This is a genomic window from Streptomyces sp. NPDC002054 (genome assembly GCF_040296685.1).
Lineage (GTDB): Bacteria > Actinomycetota > Actinomycetes > Streptomycetales > Streptomycetaceae > Streptomyces.
Map to the genome: position 1 here is coordinate 24,608 of NZ_JBEOXT010000035.1, position 24,166 is coordinate 48,773.

20 protein-coding genes are annotated in these 24,166 nt (G+C 69.9%); 4 read left to right on the top strand and 16 right to left on the bottom strand.

Annotated features, from left to right (window positions below; all coding sequences use genetic code 11):
• The first annotated feature begins 3 nt into the window (after window positions 1–3).
• Window positions 4–2,874 (top strand): fumarate reductase/succinate dehydrogenase flavoprotein subunit, encoded by a 2,871-nt coding sequence (locus ABT123_RS28325; RefSeq protein WP_351319747.1) that lies wholly within the window; start codon window positions 4–6, stop codon window positions 2,872–2,874.
• Between the two features lie 122 nt (window positions 2,875–2,996).
• On the top strand, window positions 2,997–3,605 hold the full coding sequence (locus tag ABT123_RS28330; RefSeq protein ID WP_351319749.1) for a hypothetical protein: 609 nt from the start codon (window positions 2,997–2,999) through the stop codon (window positions 3,603–3,605).
• 65 nt (window positions 3,606–3,670) lie between these two features.
• Here ABT123_RS28330 and nuoN read toward each other — a convergent pair whose 3' ends face one another.
• The 14 genes from nuoN to ABT123_RS28400 are packed head-to-tail and all read right to left on the bottom strand — an operon-like array spanning window position 3,671 to window position 19,379.
• Complete coding sequence (nuoN, locus tag ABT123_RS28335) at window positions 3,671–5,287, bottom strand: NADH-quinone oxidoreductase subunit NuoN (protein WP_502971083.1); 1,617 nt, start codon at window positions 5,285–5,287, stop codon at window positions 3,671–3,673.
• A gap of 5 nt (window positions 5,288–5,292) precedes the next feature.
• Window positions 5,293–6,873 carry an NADH-quinone oxidoreductase subunit M gene (locus ABT123_RS28340; RefSeq protein ID WP_351319753.1) on the bottom strand — a complete coding sequence of 527 codons (1,581 nt, stop codon included), beginning with the start codon at window positions 6,871–6,873 and terminating at the stop codon, window positions 5,293–5,295.
• A 1-nt stretch (window position 6,874) separates the two neighbouring features.
• Entirely contained in the window at window positions 6,875–8,770 is a 1,896-nt protein-coding gene (nuoL, locus tag ABT123_RS28345) for an NADH-quinone oxidoreductase subunit L (RefSeq protein ID WP_351319755.1), read from the bottom strand.
• Window positions 8,771–8,781: 11 nt separating this feature from the next.
• Window positions 8,782–9,081, bottom strand: coding sequence for an NADH-quinone oxidoreductase subunit NuoK (gene nuoK, locus ABT123_RS28350; protein ID WP_150209175.1), 300 nt, complete (start codon window positions 9,079–9,081; stop codon window positions 8,782–8,784).
• Window positions 9,078–9,896 carry an NADH-quinone oxidoreductase subunit J gene (locus ABT123_RS28355; protein ID WP_351319758.1) on the bottom strand — a complete coding sequence of 273 codons (819 nt, stop codon included), beginning with the start codon at window positions 9,894–9,896 and terminating at the stop codon, window positions 9,078–9,080. Before ABT123_RS28355 ends, nuoK begins: the two co-directional genes overlap by 4 nt.
• Complete coding sequence (nuoI, locus tag ABT123_RS28360) at window positions 9,893–10,486, bottom strand: NADH-quinone oxidoreductase subunit NuoI (RefSeq protein WP_351319760.1); 594 nt, start codon at window positions 10,484–10,486, stop codon at window positions 9,893–9,895. The genes ABT123_RS28355 and nuoI overlap by 4 nt, the downstream gene beginning before the upstream one ends.
• The gene (nuoH, locus tag ABT123_RS28365; protein WP_351319762.1) at window positions 10,479–11,843 is read right to left on the bottom strand and encodes an NADH-quinone oxidoreductase subunit NuoH; all 1,365 of its coding nucleotides are present in this window, start codon (window positions 11,841–11,843) and stop codon (window positions 10,479–10,481) included. The genes nuoI and nuoH overlap by 8 nt, the downstream gene beginning before the upstream one ends.
• Entirely contained in the window at window positions 11,840–14,314 is a 2,475-nt protein-coding gene (locus ABT123_RS28370) for an NADH-quinone oxidoreductase subunit G (protein ID WP_351319764.1), read from the bottom strand. Before ABT123_RS28370 ends, nuoH begins: the two co-directional genes overlap by 4 nt.
• On the bottom strand, window positions 14,311–15,657 hold the full coding sequence (nuoF, locus tag ABT123_RS28375) for an NADH-quinone oxidoreductase subunit NuoF (RefSeq protein WP_351319766.1): 1,347 nt from the start codon (window positions 15,655–15,657) through the stop codon (window positions 14,311–14,313). The genes ABT123_RS28370 and nuoF overlap by 4 nt, the downstream gene beginning before the upstream one ends.
• Window positions 15,657–16,403: an NADH-quinone oxidoreductase subunit NuoE gene (gene nuoE, locus ABT123_RS28380; RefSeq protein WP_351319768.1), complete on the bottom strand. Its 747-nt coding sequence runs from the start codon at window positions 16,401–16,403 to the stop codon at window positions 15,657–15,659. The genes nuoF and nuoE overlap by 1 nt, the downstream gene beginning before the upstream one ends.
• A complete protein-coding gene (locus tag ABT123_RS28385) occupies window positions 16,400–17,725 on the bottom strand; it encodes an NADH-quinone oxidoreductase subunit D (RefSeq protein WP_351319770.1) in 1,326 nt (441 codons plus the stop codon). Before ABT123_RS28385 ends, nuoE begins: the two co-directional genes overlap by 4 nt.
• Complete coding sequence (locus ABT123_RS28390) at window positions 17,725–18,453, bottom strand: NADH-quinone oxidoreductase subunit C (RefSeq protein ID WP_351319772.1); 729 nt, start codon at window positions 18,451–18,453, stop codon at window positions 17,725–17,727. The genes ABT123_RS28385 and ABT123_RS28390 overlap by 1 nt, the downstream gene beginning before the upstream one ends.
• Window positions 18,450–19,004, bottom strand: coding sequence for a NuoB/complex I 20 kDa subunit family protein (locus tag ABT123_RS28395; protein ID WP_351319774.1), 555 nt, complete (start codon window positions 19,002–19,004; stop codon window positions 18,450–18,452). The genes ABT123_RS28390 and ABT123_RS28395 overlap by 4 nt, the downstream gene beginning before the upstream one ends.
• Window positions 19,005–19,019: 15 nt before the next feature.
• Window positions 19,020–19,379, bottom strand: a complete 360-nt coding sequence (locus ABT123_RS28400) for an NADH-quinone oxidoreductase subunit A (RefSeq protein ID WP_030201784.1) — start codon at window positions 19,377–19,379, stop codon at window positions 19,020–19,022.
• A gap of 707 nt (window positions 19,380–20,086) precedes the next feature.
• Between ABT123_RS28400 and ABT123_RS28405 the strand changes: the two genes are divergently transcribed.
• A complete protein-coding gene (locus ABT123_RS28405) occupies window positions 20,087–20,929 on the top strand; it encodes a C40 family peptidase (protein ID WP_351319776.1) in 843 nt (280 codons plus the stop codon).
• Between the two features lie 102 nt (window positions 20,930–21,031).
• On the opposite strand, the gene ABT123_RS28410 is transcribed toward ABT123_RS28405, so the two are convergent.
• Window positions 21,032–21,916 carry a hypothetical protein gene (locus tag ABT123_RS28410; RefSeq protein WP_351319778.1) on the bottom strand — a complete coding sequence of 295 codons (885 nt, stop codon included), beginning with the start codon at window positions 21,914–21,916 and terminating at the stop codon, window positions 21,032–21,034.
• 228 nt (window positions 21,917–22,144) lie between these two features.
• Here ABT123_RS28410 and ABT123_RS28415 point away from each other — a divergent pair, with 228 nt between their 5' ends.
• Window positions 22,145–23,872 (top strand): recombinase family protein, encoded by a 1,728-nt coding sequence (locus tag ABT123_RS28415; RefSeq protein ID WP_351319780.1) that lies wholly within the window; start codon window positions 22,145–22,147, stop codon window positions 23,870–23,872.
• Between the two features lie 64 nt (window positions 23,873–23,936).
• On the opposite strand, the gene ABT123_RS28420 is transcribed toward ABT123_RS28415, so the two are convergent.
• Window positions 23,937–24,143: a hypothetical protein gene (locus tag ABT123_RS28420; protein ID WP_351319782.1), complete on the bottom strand. Its 207-nt coding sequence runs from the start codon at window positions 24,141–24,143 to the stop codon at window positions 23,937–23,939.
• Window positions 24,144–24,166: the final 23 nt, after the last annotated feature.

Sequence of the window (24,166 nt, forward strand, 5' to 3'; positions counted from 1 at the left end):
CCCGTGGCCACCACCGACACCGCCGACATCACGGACCCCGTCGCCATCCCCGCGATCGGCGAGGCCGAGGAACTCTCCTGCGACGTCCTCGTCATCGGCGGCGGCACGGCCGGCACCATGGCCGCCCTCACCGCCGCCGAACGCGGCGCAAACGTGCTCCTCCTGGAGAAGGCGCACGTACGCCATTCCGGCGCCCTGGCCATGGGCATGGACGGGGTCAACAACGCGGTGGTCCCCGGCCGCGCCGAGCCCGACGACTACGTCGCCGAGATCACCCGCGCCAACGACGGCATCGTCGACCAGTCCACGGTCCGGCAGACCGCCACCCGGGGCTTCGCCATGGTCCAGCGCCTGGAGTCGTACGGGGTGAAGTTCGAGAAGGACGAGCACGGCGAGTACGCGGTCCGCCAGGTCCACCGGTCCGGCTCGTACGTCCTGCCCATGCCGGAGGGCAAGGACGTCAAGAAGGTGCTCTACCGGCAGTTGCGGCGCCGCGAGATGCGCGAGCGGATCCGGATCGAGAACCGGGTGATGCCGGTCCGCGTCCTGACCGACCCGGACAGCGGCGCGGCCATCGGCGCGGCCGGCTTCCACACCCGCACCGGCGCCTTCGTGACCGTCCGGGCCGGGGCCGTCATCCTGGCGACCGGAGCGTGCGGACGCCTGGGCCTGCCCGCCTCCGGCTACCTCTACGGCACGTACGAGAACCCGACGAACGCCGGCGACGGCTACGCGATGGCCTACCACGCGGGCGCCGCGCTCACCGGGATCGAGTGCTTCCAGATCAACCCGCTGATCAAGGACTACAACGGCCCGGCCTGCGCGTACGTCGCGAACCCGTTCGGCGGCTACCAGGTCAACCGGCACGGCGAGCGGTTCGTCGAGTCCGACTACTGGTCCGGGCAGATGATGGCCGAGTTCGCCGCCGAACTCGCCTCCGACCGGGGCCCGGTGTACCTGAAGCTCAGCCACCTCCCGGAGGAGACGATCGGCGCCGTCGAATCGATCCTGCACTCCACCGAACGGCCCACCCGCGGCACCTTCCACGCCAATCGCGGCCACGACTACCGCACCCACGACATCGAGATGCACATCTCGGAGATCGGCCTGTGCGGCGGCCACTCGGCCTCGGGCGTACGGGTGGACGCGCACGCCCGCACCACCGTGCCCCGGCTGTACGCGGCCGGCGACCTGGCCTGCGTCCCGCACAACTACATGATCGGCGCGTTCGTCTTCGGCGATCTGGCGGGCGCGGACGCGGCCCGCCACCGGGCGTACGAGGGCCCCCTGCCCGCCGGGCAGCTGGCCGACGCGCACGAGCTGATCTACCGGCCGCTGCGGAATCCGGACGGCCCGCCCCAGCCGCAGGTGGAGTACAAGCTGCGGCGGTTCGTGAACGACTACGTGGCCCCGCCGAAGACCGGGGCGAAGCTGTCCCTGGCGGTGGAGGCGTTCACCCGGATGTCCGGGGAGATCGCGGAGATGGGCGCACGCACCCCGCACGAGCTGATGCGCTGCGCCGAGGTGTCCTTCATCCGGGACTGCGCGGAGATGGCGGCGCGGGCCTCGCTGGCCCGGACGGAGTCCCGGTGGGGCCTGTACCACGAGCGGCTGGACCACCCGGAGCGGGACGATTCGGGCTGGCTGCACCACCTCGACCTGCGCAAATCCCCGTCCGGGGCGATGGAGTTCACCGCCCGGCCGGTGGAGCCGTACGTGGTGCCCGTCCCGGAATTCGACCCGCCGGGCGGCCCCTCCCGGCACCTGGGCGAGGTCGCACTCGTCCCGGTGGCCACGGCCGGCCCGCGCGACGCGGCGCCGGCGGCGGCCCGGCCCGCGGCTGTCACGGGAGCGGCTGCGGGTGCCGCGGGTACCGCCACGGGCGGCTCGGCCGGCGACCCGACCGACAGCCCGACCGGCAGCCCGGGCGACAGCCCGGCCGGAACAACCAGTTCCGGGTCGGGCGAGGGGCGGCTGCTGCAGCTGCTCGCGCTCGGCGAGGAGGAGCCCGACCTGGCCGCGCTGCGGCAGTACCTCACCGACCCGAACCCCGCGGTGCGGGCAGCGGCCGTGGCCACGCTCGCCGAGACCCTGCCGGCCGGGGCCGGGCCCGCCCTCGCGGAGCGGCTCGCCGACGCGGCGCCGCAGGTCCGCTCGGCCGCCGCCGCGTCGCTGCGCGAGCTGCTCGAAGTACTGCCGGGCGAAGTGGAGTTCGGCGCCGGGCTGCGGGCTGCGCTGGGCGTCGCCGACCCGGCCGTCCGGACGGCCGCGCTCGAAGCACTGCGTGCGCTCCGGCTGGGGGACGCCGGACTGTACGCCCGTTCGCTCGCCGACCCCGAGGTGGGGGTCCGGATCCAGGCGGTCCGCGGCCTGGTCTCCGTGGACGCCGTCCAGGCCCTCGGCACGGCCGCCGCCGACCCGGCCCGGGAGGTGCGGGTCGCGGTCGCCAAGGGCCTCGCGGCGGTGCGCGCGCCCGCGCCGGAGTCGCCGGAGTCGCCGGAGCCGCTGGAGCTGCTGGAGCCGCTGCTGGACGACGCCGACCCGCTGGTCCGGGGTGCCGCGCTGGCGGCGCTGGCCACGACCGGCTGCCCGGCCGGGCACGCCGAGCGGGCCGCGGCTGCTCTCGGTGATACGGCGTGGCAGGTCCGGGCCGGGGCCGCGACGGCCCTGTCGGCGGCTCCGGCCGACCTGGCGGTGCCCGCGCTGGCGAAGGCGCTGGCCGACCCGAACGCCGACGTCCGCAAGGCCGCGGTGCTGGCCCTGACGGCCCACCGGAACGCCCCGGACGCCGGCGCGGCACTGGCCTCGGCGGTCACCGACCCGGACGCGGACGTCCGCGCGTACGCCACCCGGGCGGCGGCACCCTCCACCTGATCCCCCGCGCGGCGCACCCCCATTGGGCGCGGCCCGCGTGCGCCGCGCCGGGCGGGCCGCCAGGGTGGACGGACGGGCCCGGGCAGGCCCGTAGCTCCGTACACCCACCGCGAGGAGTCCCCATGACCGCCCGTCACCTCAAGACCGCCCTCACCTGCGCGGCTGCCGCGTCCCTTGCCCTGACGGTCGTACCGGCGTCCCACGCGGTGGAGGGCCCGGCCCCCGACCCCCGCAACCACCGCGCGATGCGCGACATGGCCATTGCCATCGCGGTGACCGCCAAGTACGTGGACGAGCGGCTGGCGATCAAGGACGGGTATGTGAAGCACGGCGAGTGCATGAACAACCCGTTCGGGGCCGGTTCCATGGGCTTCCACTACGTCAAGGACGCCTATTGGGGCTCGACCGACCCGAGCAGGCCCACCGCGCTCGTCTACAGCGCGGAAACCGACGAACACGGCCGCCGCAAGCTCCAGGCGGTGGAGTGGATGGTCACCGACCGGGACCAGGACCTGAAGACCGCCGACGACCGGCCGACGATGTTCGGCCTGCCGTTCGACGGCCCGATGCCCGGCCACTGGAAGGGCATGCCCAAGCACTACGACCTGCACATGTGGGCTTACAAGCACAACCCGGCGGGCCGCTTCCACAACTGGAACACGGCCCTGACCTGCCCCAAGACCAAGAAGACCACCGCCACCACGACCACGCCGGCACACGGCCACCACTAGCACCACATGCCGCAGGGCCCGGCCCCCGAATCGGGGAGCCGGGCCCTGCGGGATGAACAGGCCGGTCAGCGGACGAAGGTGCTTGCCTGGCCCGCCAGGTCCAGGAAGTACTGCGGGGCCACGCCCAGCACCACCGTCACCGCGACGCCCACCGCGATGGTGGACATCGTCAGCGGGGACGGCACCGCCACCGTCGGGCCGTCGGCCTTCGGCTCGCTGAAGAACATCAGCACGATCACCCGGATGTAGAAGAACGCGGCGATCGCGGACGAGATCACACCAACCACCACCAGCGCACCCGCGCCGCCCGCCGCCGCCGCGCTGAACACCGCGAACTTTCCGGAGAACCCGCTGGTCAGCGGGATACCGGCAAAAGCCAGCAGGAAGACGGCGAAGACCGCCGCGGTCAGCGGGGAACGCCGGCCCAGACCGGCCCACTTGGACAGGTGGGTGGCCTCGCCGCCCGCGTCGCGCACCAGCGTGACCACGGCGAACGCACCGATCGTCACGAAGGAATAGGCGGCCAGGTAGAAGAGGACCGCGGAGATCCCCTCCTCCGAGGTGGCAATCACACCGGCCAGGATGAAGCCGGCGTGCGCGATCGAGGAGTAGGCCAGCAGCCGCTTGACGTCGGTCTGGGTGACGGCGATGACCGCACCCGCCAGCATCGTCACGATCGCCACGCCCCACATCACCGGCCGCCAGTCCCAGCGCAGGCCGGGCAGGACCACGTACAGCAGACGGAGCAGGGCGCCGAAGGCGGCCACCTTCGTCGCCGCGGCCATGAAGCCGGTCACCGGGGTGGGCGCGCCCTGGTAGACGTCCGGGGTCCACATGTGGAAGGGCACCGCGCCGACCTTGAACAGCAGGCCCATCAGGATGAGCGCGCCGCCGATCAGCAGCAGCACGTCATTGCCCATGGTGGAGGCCAGCGCCGGGTCCAGCGTGGCGACCGTGCCGTCCACGACGTCGGCGATGGCGGCGTACGAGACGGAGCCCGCGTAGCCGTACAGCAGGGCGATGCCGAACAGCAGGAAGGCCGAGGAGAACGCGCCCAGCAGGAAGTACTTGATCGCGGCCTCCTGCGACATCAGCCGCTGGCGGCGGGCGACGGCGCAGAGCAGGTACAGCGGGAGGGAGAACACTTCCAGCGCGATGAACAGGGTCAGCAGGTCGTTGGCTGCCGGGAAGATCAGCATTCCGGCGATCGCGAACAGGGCGAGCGGGAACACTTCGGTGGTGGTGAACCCGGCCTTGACCGCGGCCTTCTCGCTCTCGCTGCCCGGGACCGAGGCGGCCTGGGCGGCGAAGGAGTCGACCCGGTTGCCGTGCGCGGCCGGGTCCAGGCGCCGCTCGGCGAAGGTGAAGAGGGCGACGACCGAGGCGAGCAGGATGGTGCCCTGGAGGAACAGGGCGGGGCCGTCCACCGCGATGGCGCCCATCGCGGCGACCTGCGCCTTGGTGGTCCCGTACCCGCCGGCGGCCAGAGCCACCACCGCCGCGAAGGCGGAGGCGAGAGCCGCGACGGAGAGGAACACCTGGACGTAGTAGCGGGACTTGCGCGGTACGAAGGCCTCCACGAGGACACCCAGGATGGCCGCGCCGATCACGATCAGCGTGGGGGCGAGCTGGGTGTACTCGATGTGCGGTGCCGGGATCCGTTCGATCGCGTCGGCGCTCAGGACGTTCACTTCGCCGCCTCCACGGTGGGCACTGTCGGCTTGGGGTCCTTCTCGTTGACGTCGGACATGGTGTGCTGCACCGCCGGGTTGACGATCTCGGTCAGCGGCTTCGGGTAGACGCCCAGGAAGATCAGCAGGGCGATCAGCGGAGCGACGACCAGCACCTCCCGCAGGCGCAGGTCCGGCATGGACCGGACCTCCTCCTTCACCGGGCCGGTCATGGTGCGCTGGTACAGCACCAGGGTGTAGAGCGCGGCCAGCACGATGCCGAAGGTGGCGATGATGCCGACCACCGGATACCGGGCGAAGGTGCCCACCAGCACCAGGAACTCACTCACGAACGGGGCGAGGCCCGGCAGCGAGAGGGTGGCGAGGCCGCCGATCAGGAAGGTGCCGGCGAGCACCGGGGCCACCTTCTGCACACCGCCGTAGTCGGCGATGAGCCGGGAGCCGCGCCGGGAGATCAGGAACCCGGCCACCAGCATCAGCGCCGCCGTCGACAGGCCGTGGTTGACCATGTAGAGGGTGGCGCCGGACTGGCCCTGGGAGGTCATCGCGAAGATGCCCAGGATGATGAAGCCGAAGTGCGAGATCGAGGCGTAGGCGACCAGGCGCTTGATGTCCCGCTGGCCGACCGCGAGCAGCGCGCCGTACACGATGCTGATCAGGGCCAGGACCAGGACCACCGGGGTGGCCCACTTGCTGGCCTCGGGGAACAGGCCGAGGCAGAAGCGGAGCATCGCGAAGGTGCCGACCTTGTCGACCACCGCGGTGATGAGGACGGCGACCGGGGCGGTGGACTCCCCCATGGCATTGGGCAGCCAGGTGTGCAGCGGCCACAGCGGGGCCTTCACCGCGAAGGCGAAGAAGAACCCGAGGAAGAGCAGCCGCTCGGTGTTGGTCGCCATGTCGAGCTTGCCCGCGGCGCGCAGGTCGGCGATCTCCTGGAGGGAGAAGGTCCCGGCGACCACATACAGCCCGATGACCGCGGCCAGCATGATCAGGCCGCCGGCCAGGTTGTAGAGCAGGAACTTGACCGCGGCGTAGGAGCGCTGGGCGGCGGCGTTCTCGTCGGTGCCTGCGTGTGCCCGGTCCCCGAAGCCGCCGATGAGGAAGTACATCGGGATGAGCATGGCTTCGAAGAAGACGTAGAAGACAAAGACGTCGGTGGCGGCGAAGGAGATGATCACCATCGCCTCGACCATCAGGATCAGGGCGAAGAAGCCCTGGGTCGGCCGCCAGCGCGAGCTCTTCGTCTCGAGGGGGTCGGCGTCGTGCCAGCCGGCCGCGATGATGAAGGGGATCAGCAGTGCGGTGAGCGCGATCAGCGCCACTCCGATGCCGTCCACGCCCACCTCGTAGCGGACCCCGAAGTCGGGGATCCAGGCGTGGGATTCGGTGAGCTGGTAGCGGGCGCCGCCGGGCTCGAAGCGGATCGCGACGAGCGCCGCCAGCGCCAGCGTCGCCAGGGAGACGAGCAGCGCGAGCCATTTGGCGGCGGTCCGGCGGGCGGCCGGTACGGCCGCCGTGAGGATCGCGCCGGCCGCGGGGAGAGCGGCCGTCACCGTCAGAAGCGGGAAGTTCATGTCACACCGCCCTCATCAGCAGGGTGGCGGCGATCAGGACCGCCGTGCCCCCGAACATCGACACCGCGTAACTGCGGGCGTAGCCGTTCTGCAGCTTGCGCAGCCGGCCCGACAGTCCGCCGACCGAGGCGGCCGTGCCGTTGACCACTCCGTCGACCAGCGTGTGGTCGACGTACACGAGCGAGCGGGTCAGGTGCTCGCCGCCGCGCACCAGCACGACGTGGTTGAAGTCGTCCTGGAGCAGGTCCCGGCGGGCCGCCCGGGTGAGGAGCGAGCCGCGGGGGGCGACGACCGGGACGGGCTTGCGGCCGTACTGGGTGTACGCGATCCCGACACCGATGAGCAGGACCACAACGGTCGAGGCGGTGATGGCCCCGGCGCTCAGCGGCGGGTGTCCGTGTTCAAAGGAGGTGACCGGCTTCAGCCAGTTCACGAACGAGTCGTGGAAGCTGAACAGCGCTCCCGCGAACACCGATCCGAAGGCCAGCACGACCATCGGGAGAGTCATCGACTTGGGCGACTCGTGCGGGTGGGGAAGCTCCCCCTGCTCGTCCGGCTGCCAGCGCTTCTCGCCGAAGAAGGTGAGCAGCATGACCCGGGTCATGTAGTACGCCGTGATGGCCGCGCCGAGCAGGGTGACCGAGCCGAGGATCCAGCCCTCGGTGCCGCCCTTGGCGAAGGCCGCCTCGATGATCTTGTCCTTGGACCAGAAGCCGGACAGCCCCGGGAAGCCGATGATGGCCAGGTACCCCAGGCCGAAGGTCACAAAGGTGACCGGCATGTACTTCCGCAGGCCGCCGTACCTGCGCATGTCGACCTCGTCGTTCATGCCGTGCATGACGGAGCCGGCGCCGAGGAAGAGCCCGGCCTTGAAGAAGCCGTGCGTCACCAGGTGCATGATGGCGAAGGCGTATCCGATGGGGCCGAGGCCGGTGGCCAGGATCATGTAGCCGATCTGCGACATCGTCGACCCGGCGAGGGCCTTCTTGATGTCGTCCTTCGCGCAACCGATGATCGCACCGAAGAGCAGCGTGACCGCGCCCACCACGACCACCGCGAGCTGGGCGTCCGGAGCCGCGTTGAAGATCGCACCGGACCGGGTGATCAGGTACACGCCGGCGGTCACCATGGTGGCCGCGTGGATCAGGGCCGAGACCGGGGTCGGGCCCTCCATCGCGTCACCGAGCCAGGACTGCAGCGGCACCTGGGCGGACTTGCCGCAGGCGGCCAGCAGCAGCATCAGGCCGATGCCGGTCAGGGTGGCTTCGGAGGCCTTGTCCGCCGAAGCCAGCACCGGGCCGAAGGCGAAGGTCCCGAAGGTGGTGAACATGATCATGATGGCGATCGACAGGCCCATGTCGCCGACCCGGTTGACCAGGAAGGCCTTCTTCGCGGCGGTGGCCGCGCTGGGCTTGTGCTGCCAGAAGCCGATGAGCAGGTACGAGGCGAGGCCCACGCCCTCCCAGCCGACGTACAGCAGCAGGTAGTTGTCGGCGAGGACGAGCAGCAGCATCGCCGCGAGGAACAGGTTCAGATAGCCGAAGAATCGGCGCCGGCGCTCGTCGTGCTCCATGTACCCGATCGAGTACACGTGGATGAGCGTGCCCACGCCGGAGATCAGCAGGACGAAGGTCATCGACAGCTGGTCGAGCTGGAAGGCGACGTCCGCCTGGAAGCCCTCGACCGGGATCCAGGTGTACAGCTGCTGGGTCAGGGTGCGGTCGTCCGCGCTCAGCCCCAGCATGTCGACGAACAGCACCACGCCGATCCCGAAGGAGACGGCGGCCAGCAGGGTGCCGATCCAGTGGCCGGCCTTGTCGAGGCGCCGGCCGCCGCACAGCAGCACCGCCGCTCCGAGCAGCGGCGCCGCGATCAGCAGCGCAATCAGGTTCTCCACGTGTACGCCCCTTACAGCTTCATCAGGCTGGCGTCGTCGACCGAGGCCGAGTGGCGGGTACGGAACAGCGACACGATGATCGCCAGGCCGACCACGACCTCCGCGGCGGCGACGACCATCGTGAAGAACGCGATGATCTGGCCGTCGAGATTGCCGTGCATGCGCGAGAACGTGACCAGGGCGAGGTTGCAGGCGTTGAGCATCAACTCGATGCACATGAACAGCACGATCGCGTTCCGCCGGATCAGCACCCCGGCCGCCCCGATGGTGAACAGCAACGCCGACAGGTAGAGGTAGTTGACCGGATTCACTTGGCAGCCTCCTCGCGATCGTCCCGTCCGAGGCGCTCCGCCGAGCGCTGCTCCAGCGCCTTCAGGTCCTCCAGGGACTGACCGGACACATCGCGGATCTGGCCGCGGTCGCGCAGGGTCTTGTTGACCGTCAGCTCGGACGGGGTGCCGTCCGGGAGCAGGCCGGGGACGTCCACCGCGTTGTGCCGCGCATACACACCGGGCGCCGGCAGCGGCGGCAGCTGGACTCCGTCGCGGACCCGCCGCTCGGACAGCTCGCGCTGGGTGGCGGCGCGCTCGGTGCGCTCGCGGTGGGTGAGCACCATCGCGCCGACGGCCGCGGTGATCAGCAGCGCGCCGGTGAGCTCGAAGGCGAACACGTACTTGGTGAAGATCAGCTCGGCGAGGCCTTCGACATGGCCGCCGGAGTTGATCCGGCCCAGCCCGTTGAACTGCGTCAGCCCGGCCTGCCCGATGCCGGCGATCAGCAGGATGCCGAAGCCGAGCCCGCAGAGCAGGGCCAGCCAGCGCTGCCCCTTGAGGGTCTCCTTCAGCGAATCCGCCGCGGTGACACCCACCAGCATGACCACGAAGAGGAACAGCATCATGATCGCGCCGGTGTAGACGATGACCTGGACGACGCCGAGGAAGTACGCCCCGTTGGCGAGGTAGAAGACAGCCAGGATGATCATCGTCCCGGCCAGGCACAGCGCGCTGTGCACGGCCTTCTTCATCAGGACGGTGCACAGCGCGCCGATCACGGCGATCGTGCCGAGCACCCAGAACTGGACGGCCTCACCGGTGGAGGTGGCGGCGGCTGCGACAACGGCGCTCACGCGTCCACCTCCTCGGAGGAGGTGGACGCGGGCTCCTCGCCCTTGGAGACGGCCGGCTGCCGGACCGTGCCCGGAGCCGCCCCGGTCACCCGGCCCCGGTAGTAGTCCTGCTCGTCCATCCCCGGGAAGATCGAGTGCGGGCTGTCGACCATGCCCTCGGTCAGCCCGGCCAGCAGCTGCTCCTTGGTGTAGATCAGCGACTCGCGGCTGGCGTCGGCCAGTTCGAACTCGTTCGTCATGGTCAGCGCGCGGGTCGGACAGGCCTCGATGCACAGACCGCACAGGATGCAGCGGGCGTAGTTGATCTGGTAGACCCGGCCGTACCGCTCACCCGGGGAGTAGCGCTCCTCCTCCGTGTTGTCCGCGCCCTCCACATAGATGGCGTCGGCGGGGCAGGCCCAGGCACACAGCTCGCACCCGATGCACTTCTCCAGACCGTCCGGATGGCGGTTGAGCTGGTGCCGTCCGTGGAAGCGCGGAGCGGTGGTCTTCTGCTGCTCCGGGTACTGCTCGGTGAGCCGCTTCCTGAACATGGCCTTGAAGGTCACGCCGAAGCCGGCCACCGGGTTCTGCCACTTCTCCTCAGACATTCTCAGCACCCTCCTCTCGGTCACTGTCAGTATTCGCCCCGCCACTGACAATCAGCTCCCGCTCGCTGCGGGGCCGCCTGCGCGGCACGGGTGGCAGGCTCTGGCCGGGCTTCGGCGGCACCGGGAAGCCGGCCGCCATCGGGTCGAAGGGCTCCTCCGCGGCGTCCTTCGCGGGCGCCGCCGCCTTCTCCTTCCGGTCCCGGAACACGTCCACGACCAGGGAGAGCAGCAGGACCGCGACCACGCCCCCGCCGACGTACAGCACGATCTCGCCGAAGTCGTAGGCCTCGTTGCGGAGCGCCCGGACGGTCGCGACCAGCATCAGCCAGACCACCGAGACCGGGATGAGGACCTTCCAGCCGAGCTTCATCAGCTGGTCGTAGCGGACGCGGGGCAGGGTGCCGCGCAGCCAGATGAAGAAGAACAGCAGCAGCTGCACCTTGAGGACGAACCAGAGCATCGGCCACCAGCCGTGGTTCGCGCCCTCCCAGAAGGTGCTGATCGGGTACGGGGCCCGCCAGCCGCCCAGGAAGAGGGTGACCGAGACCGCCGAGACGGTGACCATGTTCACGTACTCGGCGAGCATGAACATCGCGAACTTGATCGAGGAGTACTCGGTGTTGAAGCCGCCGACCAGGTCGCCCTCGGACTCCGGCATGTCGAAGGGCGCACGGTTGGTCTCGCCGACCATCGTGACCACGTAGATGAGGAAGGACACCGGCAGCAGCACGATGTACCAGCGGTCCGCCTGCGCCTCCACGATCGCCGAGGTCGACATCGACCCGGAGTAGAGGAACACGGAGGCGAAGGCCGCGCCCATGGCGATCTCGTACGAGATCATCTGCGCGCAGGAGCGGAGTCCGCCGAGCAGCGGGTACGTCGAGCCGGAGGACCAGCCCGCCAGCACGATGCCGTAGATCCCGACCGAGGCCACCGCGAGGATGTACAGCATCGCGATGGGCAGGTCGGTCAGCTGCATGGTGGTGCGCTGCCCGAAGATGGAGACCTCGTCGCCGGCCGGGCCGAAGGGGATCACCGCGATCGCCATGAAGGCCGGGACCGCCGCCACGATCGGGGCCAGGACGTAGACCGCCTTGTCGGCCCGCTTGACGATGATGTCTTCCTTCAGCATCAGCTTGATGCCGTCGGCGAGGGACTGCAACATTCCCCAGGGGCCGTGCCGGTTGGGCCCGATGCGCAGCTGCATCCAGGCGACCACCTTGCGCTCCCACACGATGGAGAACAGCACGGTCACCATCAGGAAGGCGAAGCAGAACACCGCCTTGATGAGGACCAGCCACCACACGTCCCGCCCGAAGAGCGAGAGGTCCTCGGCCGCGAGTTGTACGGGGTTCACGCGTCCACCTCCGCAGTGGGTTCGCCGCCGGCGGCGGCCGGGGTTGCCGCGCCGATGCGGACCAGGGCGCCCGGCAGGGCACCGGTGTCCGCGGTGACCCCGCCGCCCGTCGAGTTGAGCGGGAGCCAGACCACCCGGTCCGGCATCTCGGTGATCCGCAGCGGGAGTTCGACGGTGCCGGCCGGGCCGGTCACGGCCAGCACGTCACCGTTCTTGACGCCCGTCTCGGCGGCCGTGGCCGCCGACAGCCGGGCACTGGCCTCGTGCCGGGTGCCGGCCAGGGCATCGTCCCCGTCCTGCAGCCGGCCCTGGTCCAGCAGCAGCCGGTGACCCGCCAGCACCGCCTCGCCCGCGCCGGGGCGCGGCAGCGGCTGCGGACCGGCCGGCTGATCGGAGGCCCGCTCACCGGTCCACCCGCCGAGCCGCTCGATCTCCCGGCGTACGGCGTGGATGTCCGCCAGGCCCAGCGGCCGGCCCGCCTCGTCCGCGAGCATGTGCAGCACGCGGGCATCGGACGGAGCCAGCCGCCTGGTCATCTGCTCGGGCTTCAGCGCCGCCTCGAACGGGCGGATCCGGCCCTCCCAGTTGATGAAGGCGCCCGGCTTCTCGGCCACCGCGGCAACCGGGAACACCACGTCGGCATGGTCCGTGACCTCGCTGGGGCGGAGCTCCAGGGAGACCACGAAGGCCTCCCGCAGCGCCTCCCGGGCCCGTACCGGATCCGGCAGGTCCGCCACCTCGACGCCCGCGACCAGCAGCGCGCCCAGCTCACCGCCGGCCGCGGCCTCCACGATCTGGCCGGTGTCCCGGCCGTACCGGTGCGGCAGCTCGTCCAGGCCCCAGGCCCGGGCGACCTCCTCACGGGCCCGCGGGTCGGTGGCCGGCCGGGCGCCCGGCAGCAGCGAGGGCAGCGCGCCCGCCTCGATCGCGGCCCGCTCACCGGCCCGCCGCGGGATCCACACCAGCTGCGCGCCGGTCGCGCCAGCCGCCCGTACGGCCGCGGTCAGCGCACCGGGCACGGCCGCGAGCCGCTCGCCGACGACGATCACCGCACCGGGCGCGCGCAGCGCCTCGGCGGCCTCGTGCCCGCCCTCCTCCAGACCGGTACGGGAGGCCAGCGCGGCCAGCCACTCCGGCTCGGTGCCGGGGGCGGCGGCCAGCAGGGTGCCGCCTGCCTTCTCCAGGCCCCGGGTGGCGAACGGCGCCAGCGCAAAGGTCCGCTGCCGGTGCTTGCGGTGGGCCTTGCGCAGCCGCAGGAAGACCCCGGGGGCCTCCTCCTCGGACTCGATCCCGGCCAGCAGCACCGCCGGGGCAGCCTCCAGCGAGGAGTACGTCACCCCGTCACCGGAGAGCCCGACCCCGCGGCCCGCCACGGTGGCGGCCAGGAAGTCGGCCTCCTCCGCGCTGTGGGTCCGGGCCCGGAAGTCGATGTCGTTGGTGTCCAGCACCACCCGGGCGAACTTCGCGTAGCCGTAGGCGTCCTCGACGGTCAGCCGGCCGCCGGTCAGCACCCCGGCCCGGCCGCGCGCCGCGGCCAGCCCGCTCGCCGCCGCGGCCAGCGCCTCCGGCCAGCTCGCCGGCTCCAGCCCGCCCGAGGCGGGGTTCCGCACCAGCGGGGTGGTGAGCCGGTCAGGGCGCTGCGCGTACCGGAACGCGAAGCGGCCCTTGTCGCAGATCCACTCCTCGTTGACCTCGGGGTCCTCCGCGGCCAGCCGGCGCAGCACCTTTCCGCGCCGGTGGTCGGTGCGGGTGGCGCAGCCGCCCGCACAGTGCTCGCACACGCTCGGCGAAGACACCAGGTCGAAGGGGCGGGACCGGAAACGGTAGGCGGCCGAGGTCAGCGCGCCCACCGGGCAGATCTGGATGGTGTTCCCGGAGAAGTACGACTCGAAGGGGTCGTCCTCGCCGGTGCCGACCTGCTGGAGCGCGCCGCGCTCCAGCAGCTCGATCATCGGGTCGCCGGCGACCTGGTTGGAGAAGCGGGTGCAGCGCGCGCACAGCACGCACCGTTCGCGGTCGAGCAGCACCTGGGTGCTGATCGCCACCGGCTTCTCGTAGGTCCGCTTCTGCCCGGCGAACCGGGACTCGGCGTTGCCGTGCGACATCGCCTGGTTCTGCAGCGGGCACTCGCCGCCCTTGTCGCAGACCGGGCAGTCCAGCGGGTGGTTGATGAGCAGCAGCTCCATCACCCCGCGCTGGGCCTTCTCCGCGACCGGGGAGCTGAGCTGGGTCTTGACCACCATGCCGTCGGTGCAGGTGATGGTGCAGGAGGCCATCGGCTTGCGCTGGCCCTCGACCTCGACGATGCACTGGCGGCAGGCGCCGACCGGGTCGAGGAGGGGGTGGTCGCAGAAGCGCGGGATCTCGACGCCGATCTGCTCGGCGGCCCGGATGACGAGCGTCCCCTTGGGCACGGACAGCTCGACCCCGTCGATGGTCAGGGAGACGTGGTCCTCTGCCGGGGCGGTCATGCGGTCACCTCCGTGTCGGCCCACAGGGTCGACTTCTTGGGGTCGAAGGGGCAGCCCTTGCCCGTGATGTGCTGCTCGTACTCCTCGCGGAAGTACTGCAGCGAGGAGAAGATCGGGCTGGCCGCACCGTCGCCGAGCGCACAGAACGACTTGCCGTTGATGTTGTCGGCGATGTCGTTGAGCTTGTCGAGGTCGGACATCCGGCCCTTGCCGGCCTCGATGTCGCGCAGCAGCTGGACCAGCCAGTACGTGCCCTCGCGGCAGGGCGTGCACTTGCCGCAGGACTCGTGGGCGTAGAACTCGGTCCACCGGGTCACGGCCCGCACCACGCAGGTGGTCTCGTCGAAGCACTGCAGGGCCTTGGTGCCGAGCATCGAGCCGGCCGCGCCGACCCCCTCGTAGTCCAGCGGGACGTCCAGGTGCTCGTCCGTGAACATGGGGGTGGAGGAGCCGCCCGGGGTCCAGAACTTCAGCCGGTGGCCGGGCCGCATGCCGCCGCTCATGTCGAGCAGCTGGCGCAGGGTGATGCCGAGCGGGGCCTCGTACTGGCCGGGGCTGGCCACGTGCCCGGAGAGCGAGTACAGCGTGAAGCCGGGGGACTTCTCCGTCCCCATCGCCTTGAACCAGTCCTTGCCCCTGTGGAGGATCGCGGGAACCGAGGCGATCGACTCCACGTTGTTCACCACAGTGGGGCAGGCGTAGAGGCCTTCCACCGCGGGGAAGGGGGGACGCAGCCGGGGCTGTCCGCGCCGGCCTTCGAGGGAGTCGAGGAGAGCGGTCTCCTCGCCGCAGATGTACGCGCCGGCGCCGGCGTGCACGGTCAGTTCGAGGTCGATCCCGCTGCCGAGGATGTTCTTGCCGAGGTAGCCCGCCTCGTACGCCTCCCGCACGGCCTCGTGCAGGCGGCGCAGTACGGGGACGACCTCGCCGCGCAGGTAGATGAAGGCGTGCTGCGAGCGGATGGCGTAGCAGGCGATCACGATTCCCTCGATGAGGGAGTGCGGGTTGGCGAAGAGAAGGGGGATGTCCTTGCAGGTTCCCGGCTCCGACTCGTCGGCGTTGACGACGAGGTAGTGCGGCTTGTTGTCGCCCTGCGGAATGAACTGCCACTTCATTCCGGTGGGGAAGCCCGCACCGCCGCGTCCGCGCAGACCGGAGTCCTTCACGTACGCGATCAGGTCGTCGGGAGTCATGGCGAGCGCCTTGCGCAGGCCCTCGTAGCCCTCGTGCCGCCGGTAGGTGTCCAGCGTCCACGACCGGGGGTCGTCCCAGAAGGCCGACAGCACCGGTGCGAGCAGCTTCTCCGGGCTCCCGTTCTTGCTCAGCTCAGTCGACACGCTCATCACTCCCCTCCCTCAGCCGTGCTCGCGCCACGCGGGTGGACGATCGGGGCGTGCGGGGACTCGCCGCGCGCGATGCGCAGGCCGACCAGCGAGGCCGGTCCGGCACCGCCGCCGGCCTCGACCGCGCCCTCGCGCTCGTCGGGGAACCCGGCCAGGATCCGGGCGGTCTCCTTGTACGTGCACAGCGGCGCGCCCCGGGTCGGTTCGACCGGGCGGCCCGCGAGCAGGTCGTCGACCAGGGCCTTCGCCGATTCGGGGGTCTGGTTGTCGAAGAACTCCCAGTTGACCATCACCACGGGGGCGAAGTCGCAGGCGGCGTTGCACTCGATGTGCTCGAGGGTGACCTTGCCGTCGGGGGTGGTCTCGTTGTTGCCGACCCCGAGGTGGTCCTTGAGCTCCTCGAAGATGGCGTCACCGCCCATCACCGCGCACAGGGTGTTGGTGCAGACCCCGACCTGGTAGTCCCCGGAGGGCTTGCGCCGGTACATCGTGTAGAAGGTGGCGACGGCGGTGACCTCGGCGGTGGTCAGGCCCAGGACCTCGGCGCAGAACCGGATGCCGGTGCGGGAGACATGGCCCTCCTCCGACTGCACCAGGTGCAGCAGCGGCAGCAGGGCGGACCGGCTGTCGGGGTAGCGGGCGATGACCTCCTTCGCGTCCGCGTCGAGCCGGGCTCGTACGTCGGCCGGGAAGTCGGGGGCCGGCAGCTGCGGCATGCCCAGGCTCGTCGACGTAGCGTCTGTCATCGGTCGACGCCTCCCATCACGGGGTCGATGGAGGCGACGGCGACGATGACGTCGGCGACCTGGCCGCCCTCGCACATCGCGGCCATGGCCTGCAGGTTGGTGAAGGACGGGTCGCGGAAGTGGACCCGGTAGGGGCGGGTGCCGCCGTCGGAGACCAGGTGCACGCCGAGTTCGCCCTTGGGGGACTCGACGGCCGCGTAGGCCTGGCCGGGCGGTACCCGGAAGCCTTCGGTCACCAGCTTGAAGTGGTGAATGAGGGCCTCCATGGAGGTGCCCATGATGTTCTTGATGTGGTCGAGCGAGTTGCCGAGGCCGTCGGGGCCCATGGCGAGCTGCGCCGGCCAGGCGATCTTCTTGTCGGCGACCATGACCGGGCCCGGCCGCAGCCGGTCCAGGCACTGTTCGACGATCCGCAGCGACTGCCGCATCTCCTCCAGGCGGATCAGGAACCGCCCGTAGGAGTCGCAGGTCTCGGTGGTCGGCACGTCGAACTCGTAGGTCTCGTAGCCGCAGTACGGATCGGTCTTGCGGAGGTCGTGCGGGAGGCCGGCGGAGCGGAGGATGGGACCGGTGGCTCCCAGCGCCATGCAGCCGGCCAGGTCCAGGTAGCCGACGTCCTGCATGCGGGCCTTGAAGATGGGATTGCCGGTGGCGAGCTTGTCGTACTCCGGCAGGTTCTTCTTCATGGTCTTCACGAACTCGCGGAGCTGGTCCATGGCGCCCGGCGGCAGGTCCTGGGCGAGGCCGCCGGGGCGGACGAACGCGTGGTTCATCCGCAGACCGGTGATCAGCTCGAAGATGTCGAGGATCAGCTCGCGGTCCCGGAAGCCGTAGATCATGATCGTGGTCGCGCCCAGCTCCATGCCGCCGGTTGCGATGCACACCAGGTGGGAGGAGATCCGGTTGAGCTCCATCAGCAGCACCCGCAGGACCGTGGCCCGGTCGGGGATCTGCTCGGTGATGCCGAGCAGCTTCTCCACGCCCAGGCAGTACGCCGTCTCGTTGAAGAGCGGCATCAGGTAGTCCATGCGCGTGACGAAGGTGGTGCCCTGCGTCCAGTTGCGGAATTCGAGGTTCTTCTCGATTCCGGTGTGCAGGTAGCCGATCCCGCAGCGGGCCTCGGTGACCGTCTCTCCGTCGATCTCCAGGATCAGCCGGAGCACACCATGGGTGGACGGGTGCTGCGGACCCATGTTGACGACGATCCGCTCGTCGTCCGCCTTGACGGCGGACTGGACGATCTCGTCCCAGTCGCCGCCGGTGACGGTGTAGACGGTGCCTTCGGTCGTCTCCCGGGCGGAGGCGTGGTTTGACGTGGACATCAGCTGTACGACCTCCGCTGGTCGGGAGCCGGAATCTGGGCGCCCTTGTACTCGACGGGGATGCCGCCGAGCGGGTAGTCCTTGCGCTGCGGGAAGCCCTGCCAGTCGTCCGGCATCATGATCCGGGTGAGGGCCGGGTGCCCGTCGAAGATCAGGCCGAAGAAGTCGTACGTCTCGCGCTCGTGCCAGTCGTTGGTCGGGTAGACCGCGACCAGCGACGGGATGTGCCGGTCCTCGTCCGGCGCCGAGACCTCCAGCCGGATCAGCCTGCCGTGGGTGAGCGAACGCAGGTGGTAGACGGCGTGCAGCTCGCGGCCCTTGTCCCCCGGGAAGTGCACTCCGGAGACCCCGGTGCAGAGCTCGAAGCGCAGGGCCGGGTCGTCGCGCAGGGTGCGGGCAACCCGTACGAGATGCTCGCGGGCGATGTGGAAGGTCAGCTCGCCCCGGTCCACCACCGTCTTCTCGATGGCGTTCGCCGGGACGAGTCCCTGCTCCTCCAGGGCGCCTTCGAGCTCGTCGGCGACCTCGTCGAAGTACGAACCGTAGGGGCGGGCGGAGGGCCCCGGCAGGGCCACGACCCGGACCAGGCCGCCGTAGCCGCTGGTGTCGCCGCCGCTCGCGGCGCCGAACATGCCCTTGCGTACGCCGATCACCTCGCCGGCGCCAGCTCCGGCGGCATCGCGGGGGGCAGGAACGTTGTTGCCGTTCTCGGCTGTCTGGTCGGTCACCGGAGCAGCCCCTTCATTTCGATGGTGGGGAGCGCCTTGAGGGCCGCCTCCTCCGCCTCACGGGCCGCCTCCTCTTGGTTCACACCGAGCTTGGAGGTCTGGATCTTCTGATGGAGCTTGAGGATCGCGTCGATCAGCATCTCGGGCCGGGGCGGGCAGCCGGGCAGATAGATGTCCACCGGGACGATGTGGTCAACGCCCTGGACGATCGCGTAATTGTTGAACATTCCGCCCGAAGAGGCGCATACGCCCATGGAGATGACCCACTTGGGAGCGGGCATCTGGTCGTACACCTGCCGCAGCACCGGCGCCATCTTCTGGCTGACCCGCCCGGCCACGATCATCAGGTCGGCCTGGCGCGGTGAGCCGCGGAAGACCTCCATGCCGAAGCGGGCCAGGTCGTAGCGTCCGGCGCCGGTGGTCATCATCTCGATGGCACAGCACGCCAGGCCGAAGGTGGCGGGGAAGACGGATGACTTCCGCACCCAGCCCGCGGCCTGTTCGACGGTGGTCAGCAGGAAGCCGCTCGGCAGCTTCTCTTCCAGTCCCATGGAAAATTCAGCCCCTCAGTCCCATTCCAGGCCGCCGCGCCGCCAGACGTACGCGTAGGCGACGAAGACGGTGAGCACGAAGAGCAGCATCTCGACGAGCCCGAAGATCCCCAGGGCGTCGAAGGTGACGGCCCAGGGGTAGAGGAAGACGATCTCGATGTCGAAGACGATGAAGAGCATCGCCGTCAGGTAGTACTTGATGGGGAAGCGGCCGCCGCCAGCGGGCACCGGTGTCGGCTCGATGCCGCACTCGTATGCCTCAAGCTTTGCCCGGTTGTACCTTTTTGGACCGATCAGCGTGGCCATGACCACGGAAAAGATCGCAAACCCTGCCCCGAGGGCGCCGAGCACGAGGATGGGCGCGTAGGCATTCACGCTCCTCGCTCCTTCCAGTCGTCCTTGACCGTTGGACCGCTCGCCGGCGCGTGCCCCGCCTCGAAGATCGCCCCCAGGTTCGAGGTCGCATGTGAGGCAGTTCACAAGCCGGACTGCTGCGCATCCTATGCCCGGCGGTCTGTGATCTGCGACACGGGTGTCCAGACCGAGTTTGTGATCTCCACCACCTGACGAACGATCATGAAGTCCAATGAGTGGTGATCTTCATACGCGAAGCACCCACATGATCACCAGAGGTGACATCCGGGCCGGTTTCCGCAGGTAGAAAGACTGTCGCACTATCAAAGCCTGGATCCTGCATGCAAATTGGCAACAGCGGGCAATCGCGTGATAAGGGAACCCGCGTCGCCCGACCGGGGGAGGCGGCGGGGACCGAAGTGGACGCGTGCATCCGTTCACGAACTCCACAGGCCCCTCACAGAGTGATGAATCTGTGACCTGCGTCACGCCCGATTCGCGCCGAGGAAAGAGGGCTTGGCCAACTGTGCGCATGGATGGTAGGCACTGGACCAAAACGGACGAATCATGGAAAGCCAATGATCACGGGCTTGCAACGGCCTGTCCGATTCGCCCGTTACGGCGTCAATAAGGTGAGCGGAGCGTCCGGTTCGAGCCGTTCGCGCACAACTGTGGCGCAACCCACGTTTCTTGAAGGGAACCCTGACGCCCTGATAGCGGTTGTACTCATGTCCCTCACCGCTCACATACCCAGCCACCGGAAGCCGCGCCGCAGCGCCTCGAAGCTCGCGGTCCGCGCCGGAGTTGCCGGTGGCGTTCTCAGCACGCTGGCGATGGCCGGCACGGCGAGCGCGACCCCCGTCGAGCCCGTGACCGAGACCCTCGAGATGCCGGTCCTCAACCTGGACCTGGGCTCCGAGGTGTCCTCCGCCGTCACCACGGCCGCCGACAACAGCCGCGCCGCGGCCGTCGAGGGCGAGCTCAACGCGCAGGAGGAGAGCGCCCGCACCGGCGCCGCCGCCGAGGCCAAGAAGGCCAAGGAAGAGGCCCAGAAGAGGCTGGACGCCGAGAAGAAGGCGAAGGAGGAGGCCGACCGCAAGGCCGCCGCCGAGCGCGCCTCCCGCAACGACAGCCGCACTTCCCTCACCACGACCTCCACCAAGTCCACCAAGACCACCACCGTGGACGAGGACGGCCCGAGCACCCCGGTGGCCACCGGCTCCGCCGCCGCCATCGTGAGCTTCGCCCGCGCCCAGGTCGGCAAGGCGTACGTGCTGGGCTCCACCGGCCCCACCGCGTACGACTGCTCCGGCCTCGTCCGCGCCGCCTACCGGCAGGCCGGCATCTCCCTGCCGCGCATGTCCCAGGACCAGTCGCTGGCCGGCCGCTCCGTCTCGCTGAGCAACCTCCAGCCGGGCGACATCCTGTACTGGGGCTCCAAGGGCAGCGCCTACCACGTGGCCGTCTACGTGGGCGGCGGCAAGTTCGTCGGCGCCCAGAACCCCCGCACGGGCATCGTCGAGCGCTCCCTGAGCTACGACCGCCCCACCGGAGCGGTCCGCGTCCTCTGAGCCGTCACAGACGCGCAGAGACGCACCCAAGCGTGCAGAAAGGCCGGCACTCCCCCGCTCGGGGGTGGAGTGCCGGCCCTTCGGCATGCCCTGCGGCAGCGGCTAGCCGAGCGTCACCCACTTGTTGGCGTCACCGAAGACGTAGGAACCGGTGTCCGGGTCCTGCGCCTGCACATTGCCGAAGACCTTCAGACGCTCCGACCGGATGAACGGGGTGCCCTCCGCCGGGGTGTGCACCTGCACCTCGACCTTCCACGGCACGTTCTTGCCCGGTACGCAGTCCACCTCGGCCACGAACCGGCCCTGCACGAACAGCGGCTGCTCCTGGCTCGCCGAGCCGCCGACGTGGACCCGGGCCGGCTTGGTGCAGGTGAGCGTGCCGTTCAGGGTGGCCTTGCCGTTGGCCAGCTTGCCGCCCGCCTTGATGGTCATGCCGAGGGCCAGCGGCTTCGGCGGCGCCACATCGCTGAGCTGCACGTACCCGGTCAGCACACCCCGGTCCGCACACTCCTGCCGGTAGTTCGCCTTCAGAGACTTGACGGTGCCGCCCTCGCCGAAGGTCAGCTCGCTGATGGTGAACCCGCCGGACAGCGTGGCGCAGCCGCTCTGGTACCCGTTCACGAACATGCTCGGCGTGTCCAGGGCAACCCCGGGCATCTCGGGCGTCTTCACCGCGTTCGCATAGCTGCCCACGCCCAGGGCCTGCCCGGCGGGCGCCGCCAGGTCCACGGTCCAGGTGTCGCCCGGCCGCGTGATGACCACGCGCAGGGTGCGGTGGTCGGCGGAGGCTGTGGCGTCGAGCCGGTCCCCGTACACCGGCCCGTACCAGACGGACCGATCGGTGTCGCCGTCCCCCTGGTCCCCCGCCCAGTGGAACTCGCCCGTCGGCATCGGCGCGGCCTGCGCGGTGCCGGCGCCGGCCAGGCCGGCGGTCAGCGGCAGGGCCAGCGCGGTCAGGACGGCTGCGGTGCGCCGGAGCGCGGGCATGCGGAATCTCACTCTGTGTTCCCCCCATGGGACAGATGATCGTCAGCCAAACGATGATCGTCGGCTGATCGCCGCGAGTCTGCCAATGGAGGGATATGCGGGGCAATGGGCTTTCCGCCCGCGGCGGTTGACCGCCACGGGCGGACAACCGCCGCACCGTCGTCAGGCCTTCGGAGCCACCTTGGTTTCACCGAGTTAGAGATACTTCGGTTGAAGCGAGGGGGAGGCATGAGCCTAAAGACGATTGCAGGGCCGCGGGGGACACGTAGCCTCGCCGGCCTGCGGGGCGGCCGATACGCACGCAAGAGCGCGTACCGCGGCAAGACGAACAGCAAGGGCCGATCGGTCCGTGAGCAGCTCGACGCCACGCAGGCCGACGCTGATCGCGACGGCGTGAACATCGTTGAGACGTTCATCGACGACGACCGTTCGGCATCACGTCACGCGGGGGGCCGCGAGCGTGAAGACTTTGAGCGCATGATCGAGTGGATCGAGCAGGGGAAGCTCGACATCGTGTACGCGTGGGCGGCGACTCGTCTGCAACGCGACTTGGCTGTCTATGCCCGTCTCCGCGATGCCTGTGCCAAGCACGGTGTGCTCTGGTGCTACGGCGGCAAGGTCTATGACCTCAGCGACAAAGACGACCGCTTTCGCACGGGCCTCGACGCGCTGATCGGCGAGCGCGAGGTCGACGAGATGCGCGACAACGTGCTGCGGTCCCTGCGCGCGAACGCGATCAACGGCAAGCCGCACGGTCAGCGCGCATACGGGTACCGACGCGTCTACGACCCGCACACCCGCGAGCTGCTGCGAACGGAGAAGGAGCCGGCCGAGGCCGAGATCGTCGCGGAGATCTGCAAGGCGGTCGCGGATGGCAAGGCGTACGCCCAAATCGCTCTGGCGTTGAATCGCCGCGGCGTGACCCCGCCCGCCCGCGAGTGGCGCAAGGAACAGATCAAGGCGTTGGCCGAGTGGAGGGAAGATCTCCCGGCCAACTCTCGATTGCATCCCGCATGGGTGACCCGCCTCGTTGACCGTGAAGATCTGCGCGTCGAGGCTCGCACCCGTCTGGCGGCAGGCGAGTTACCCCTCGACATCTCGCAGGATTTCAACGCGCGCCGCGAGCCGCTGCTGCTCGCCCGGTGGCACCCTGCGACGGTCGTTGACTACGCGGAAGACCCGCGATACCTCGGTGCTCGCACCCACCACGGCAAGGTGACGGCCGAGGACGCGTGGCCGCGCATCGTCGACAAGGCAGTGCACGTGAGGGCGGTCGCGATCATCGCCGAACGCAAGGCGAAGAGGCACAATTCCAGGCCCGGAAAGGCCGTTAACTGGCTGTCCGGCAGCATGGTCTGTGATGTGTGCTCTGTGGCGGTTGGGTCGGGAAGGAACAAGTACGGCCCCTATTACCGGTGTGTGCAGCCCAAGGTCGAGGGCAAGTTCGGCGGTAAGGGGTATCACGTCTCCGGTCTGACAAAGGGGATAGACGCGTACGTCGAGGGCGAGCTGTTCAAGTGGTTGTCGTCGCCGGCGTTCATCGCCGCCTTTACGGAGGGCGACGACGAGGCGCTGAACCAGATCGAAGAGGCCGAGGCCGAGGTCGTCATGCTGCGGGTACGCCTTAAGGAGTTCCGTTCGAAGGCGATCGAGGGGGCCCTCTCGGCGGACAGCTTTGCTGAGATCGAGGCCGGTCTCACTCCGAAGATCGCCGCCGCGGAAGCAAAGGTGAAGTCGCTCAAGGCCCCGTCGGTCGTGCGCGAGATCGTCGGGACCACGCCGGAAGAGGTCGCCAAGGGGTGGGCGACGCTGGAGCTTCCGCAGCGTCGCCTGATCGCCGAGACGCTGCTCGATGTACGGATGAAGAAGGTCCCGCACGGTCCGAGCGTGCCGGCGAGCGAGCACGTGTCCCTCGCTCCTCGTATGCCGGTGAAGTCGGCAGCGGGCGCGGCGTAGCGGATACGGACGGCCGAAGGGCCGCAGGGGATGCGCCCCCTGCGGCCCTTTGTGGTGTTCAGGTTCACTCGCCAGCGGGCGCCGACGGAGCGCCTTGGGCGGCGCCGTCCTGTTCGGCGTGGGGGGCGAGGCCGTTAAGGGCTTGCTGGAGGCTTGCCGCACCTGTGGGGGTGATGTGGCGGCCGTCCATGTCGATCGTGAGTCCGTGTTCGGTGGCGCGGACTACGGTGATCGCTCCGGTATCGAGTTGGGTGCGGATGACGCGGATCAAGGTGTTGCCCCCCTCGTGGCATG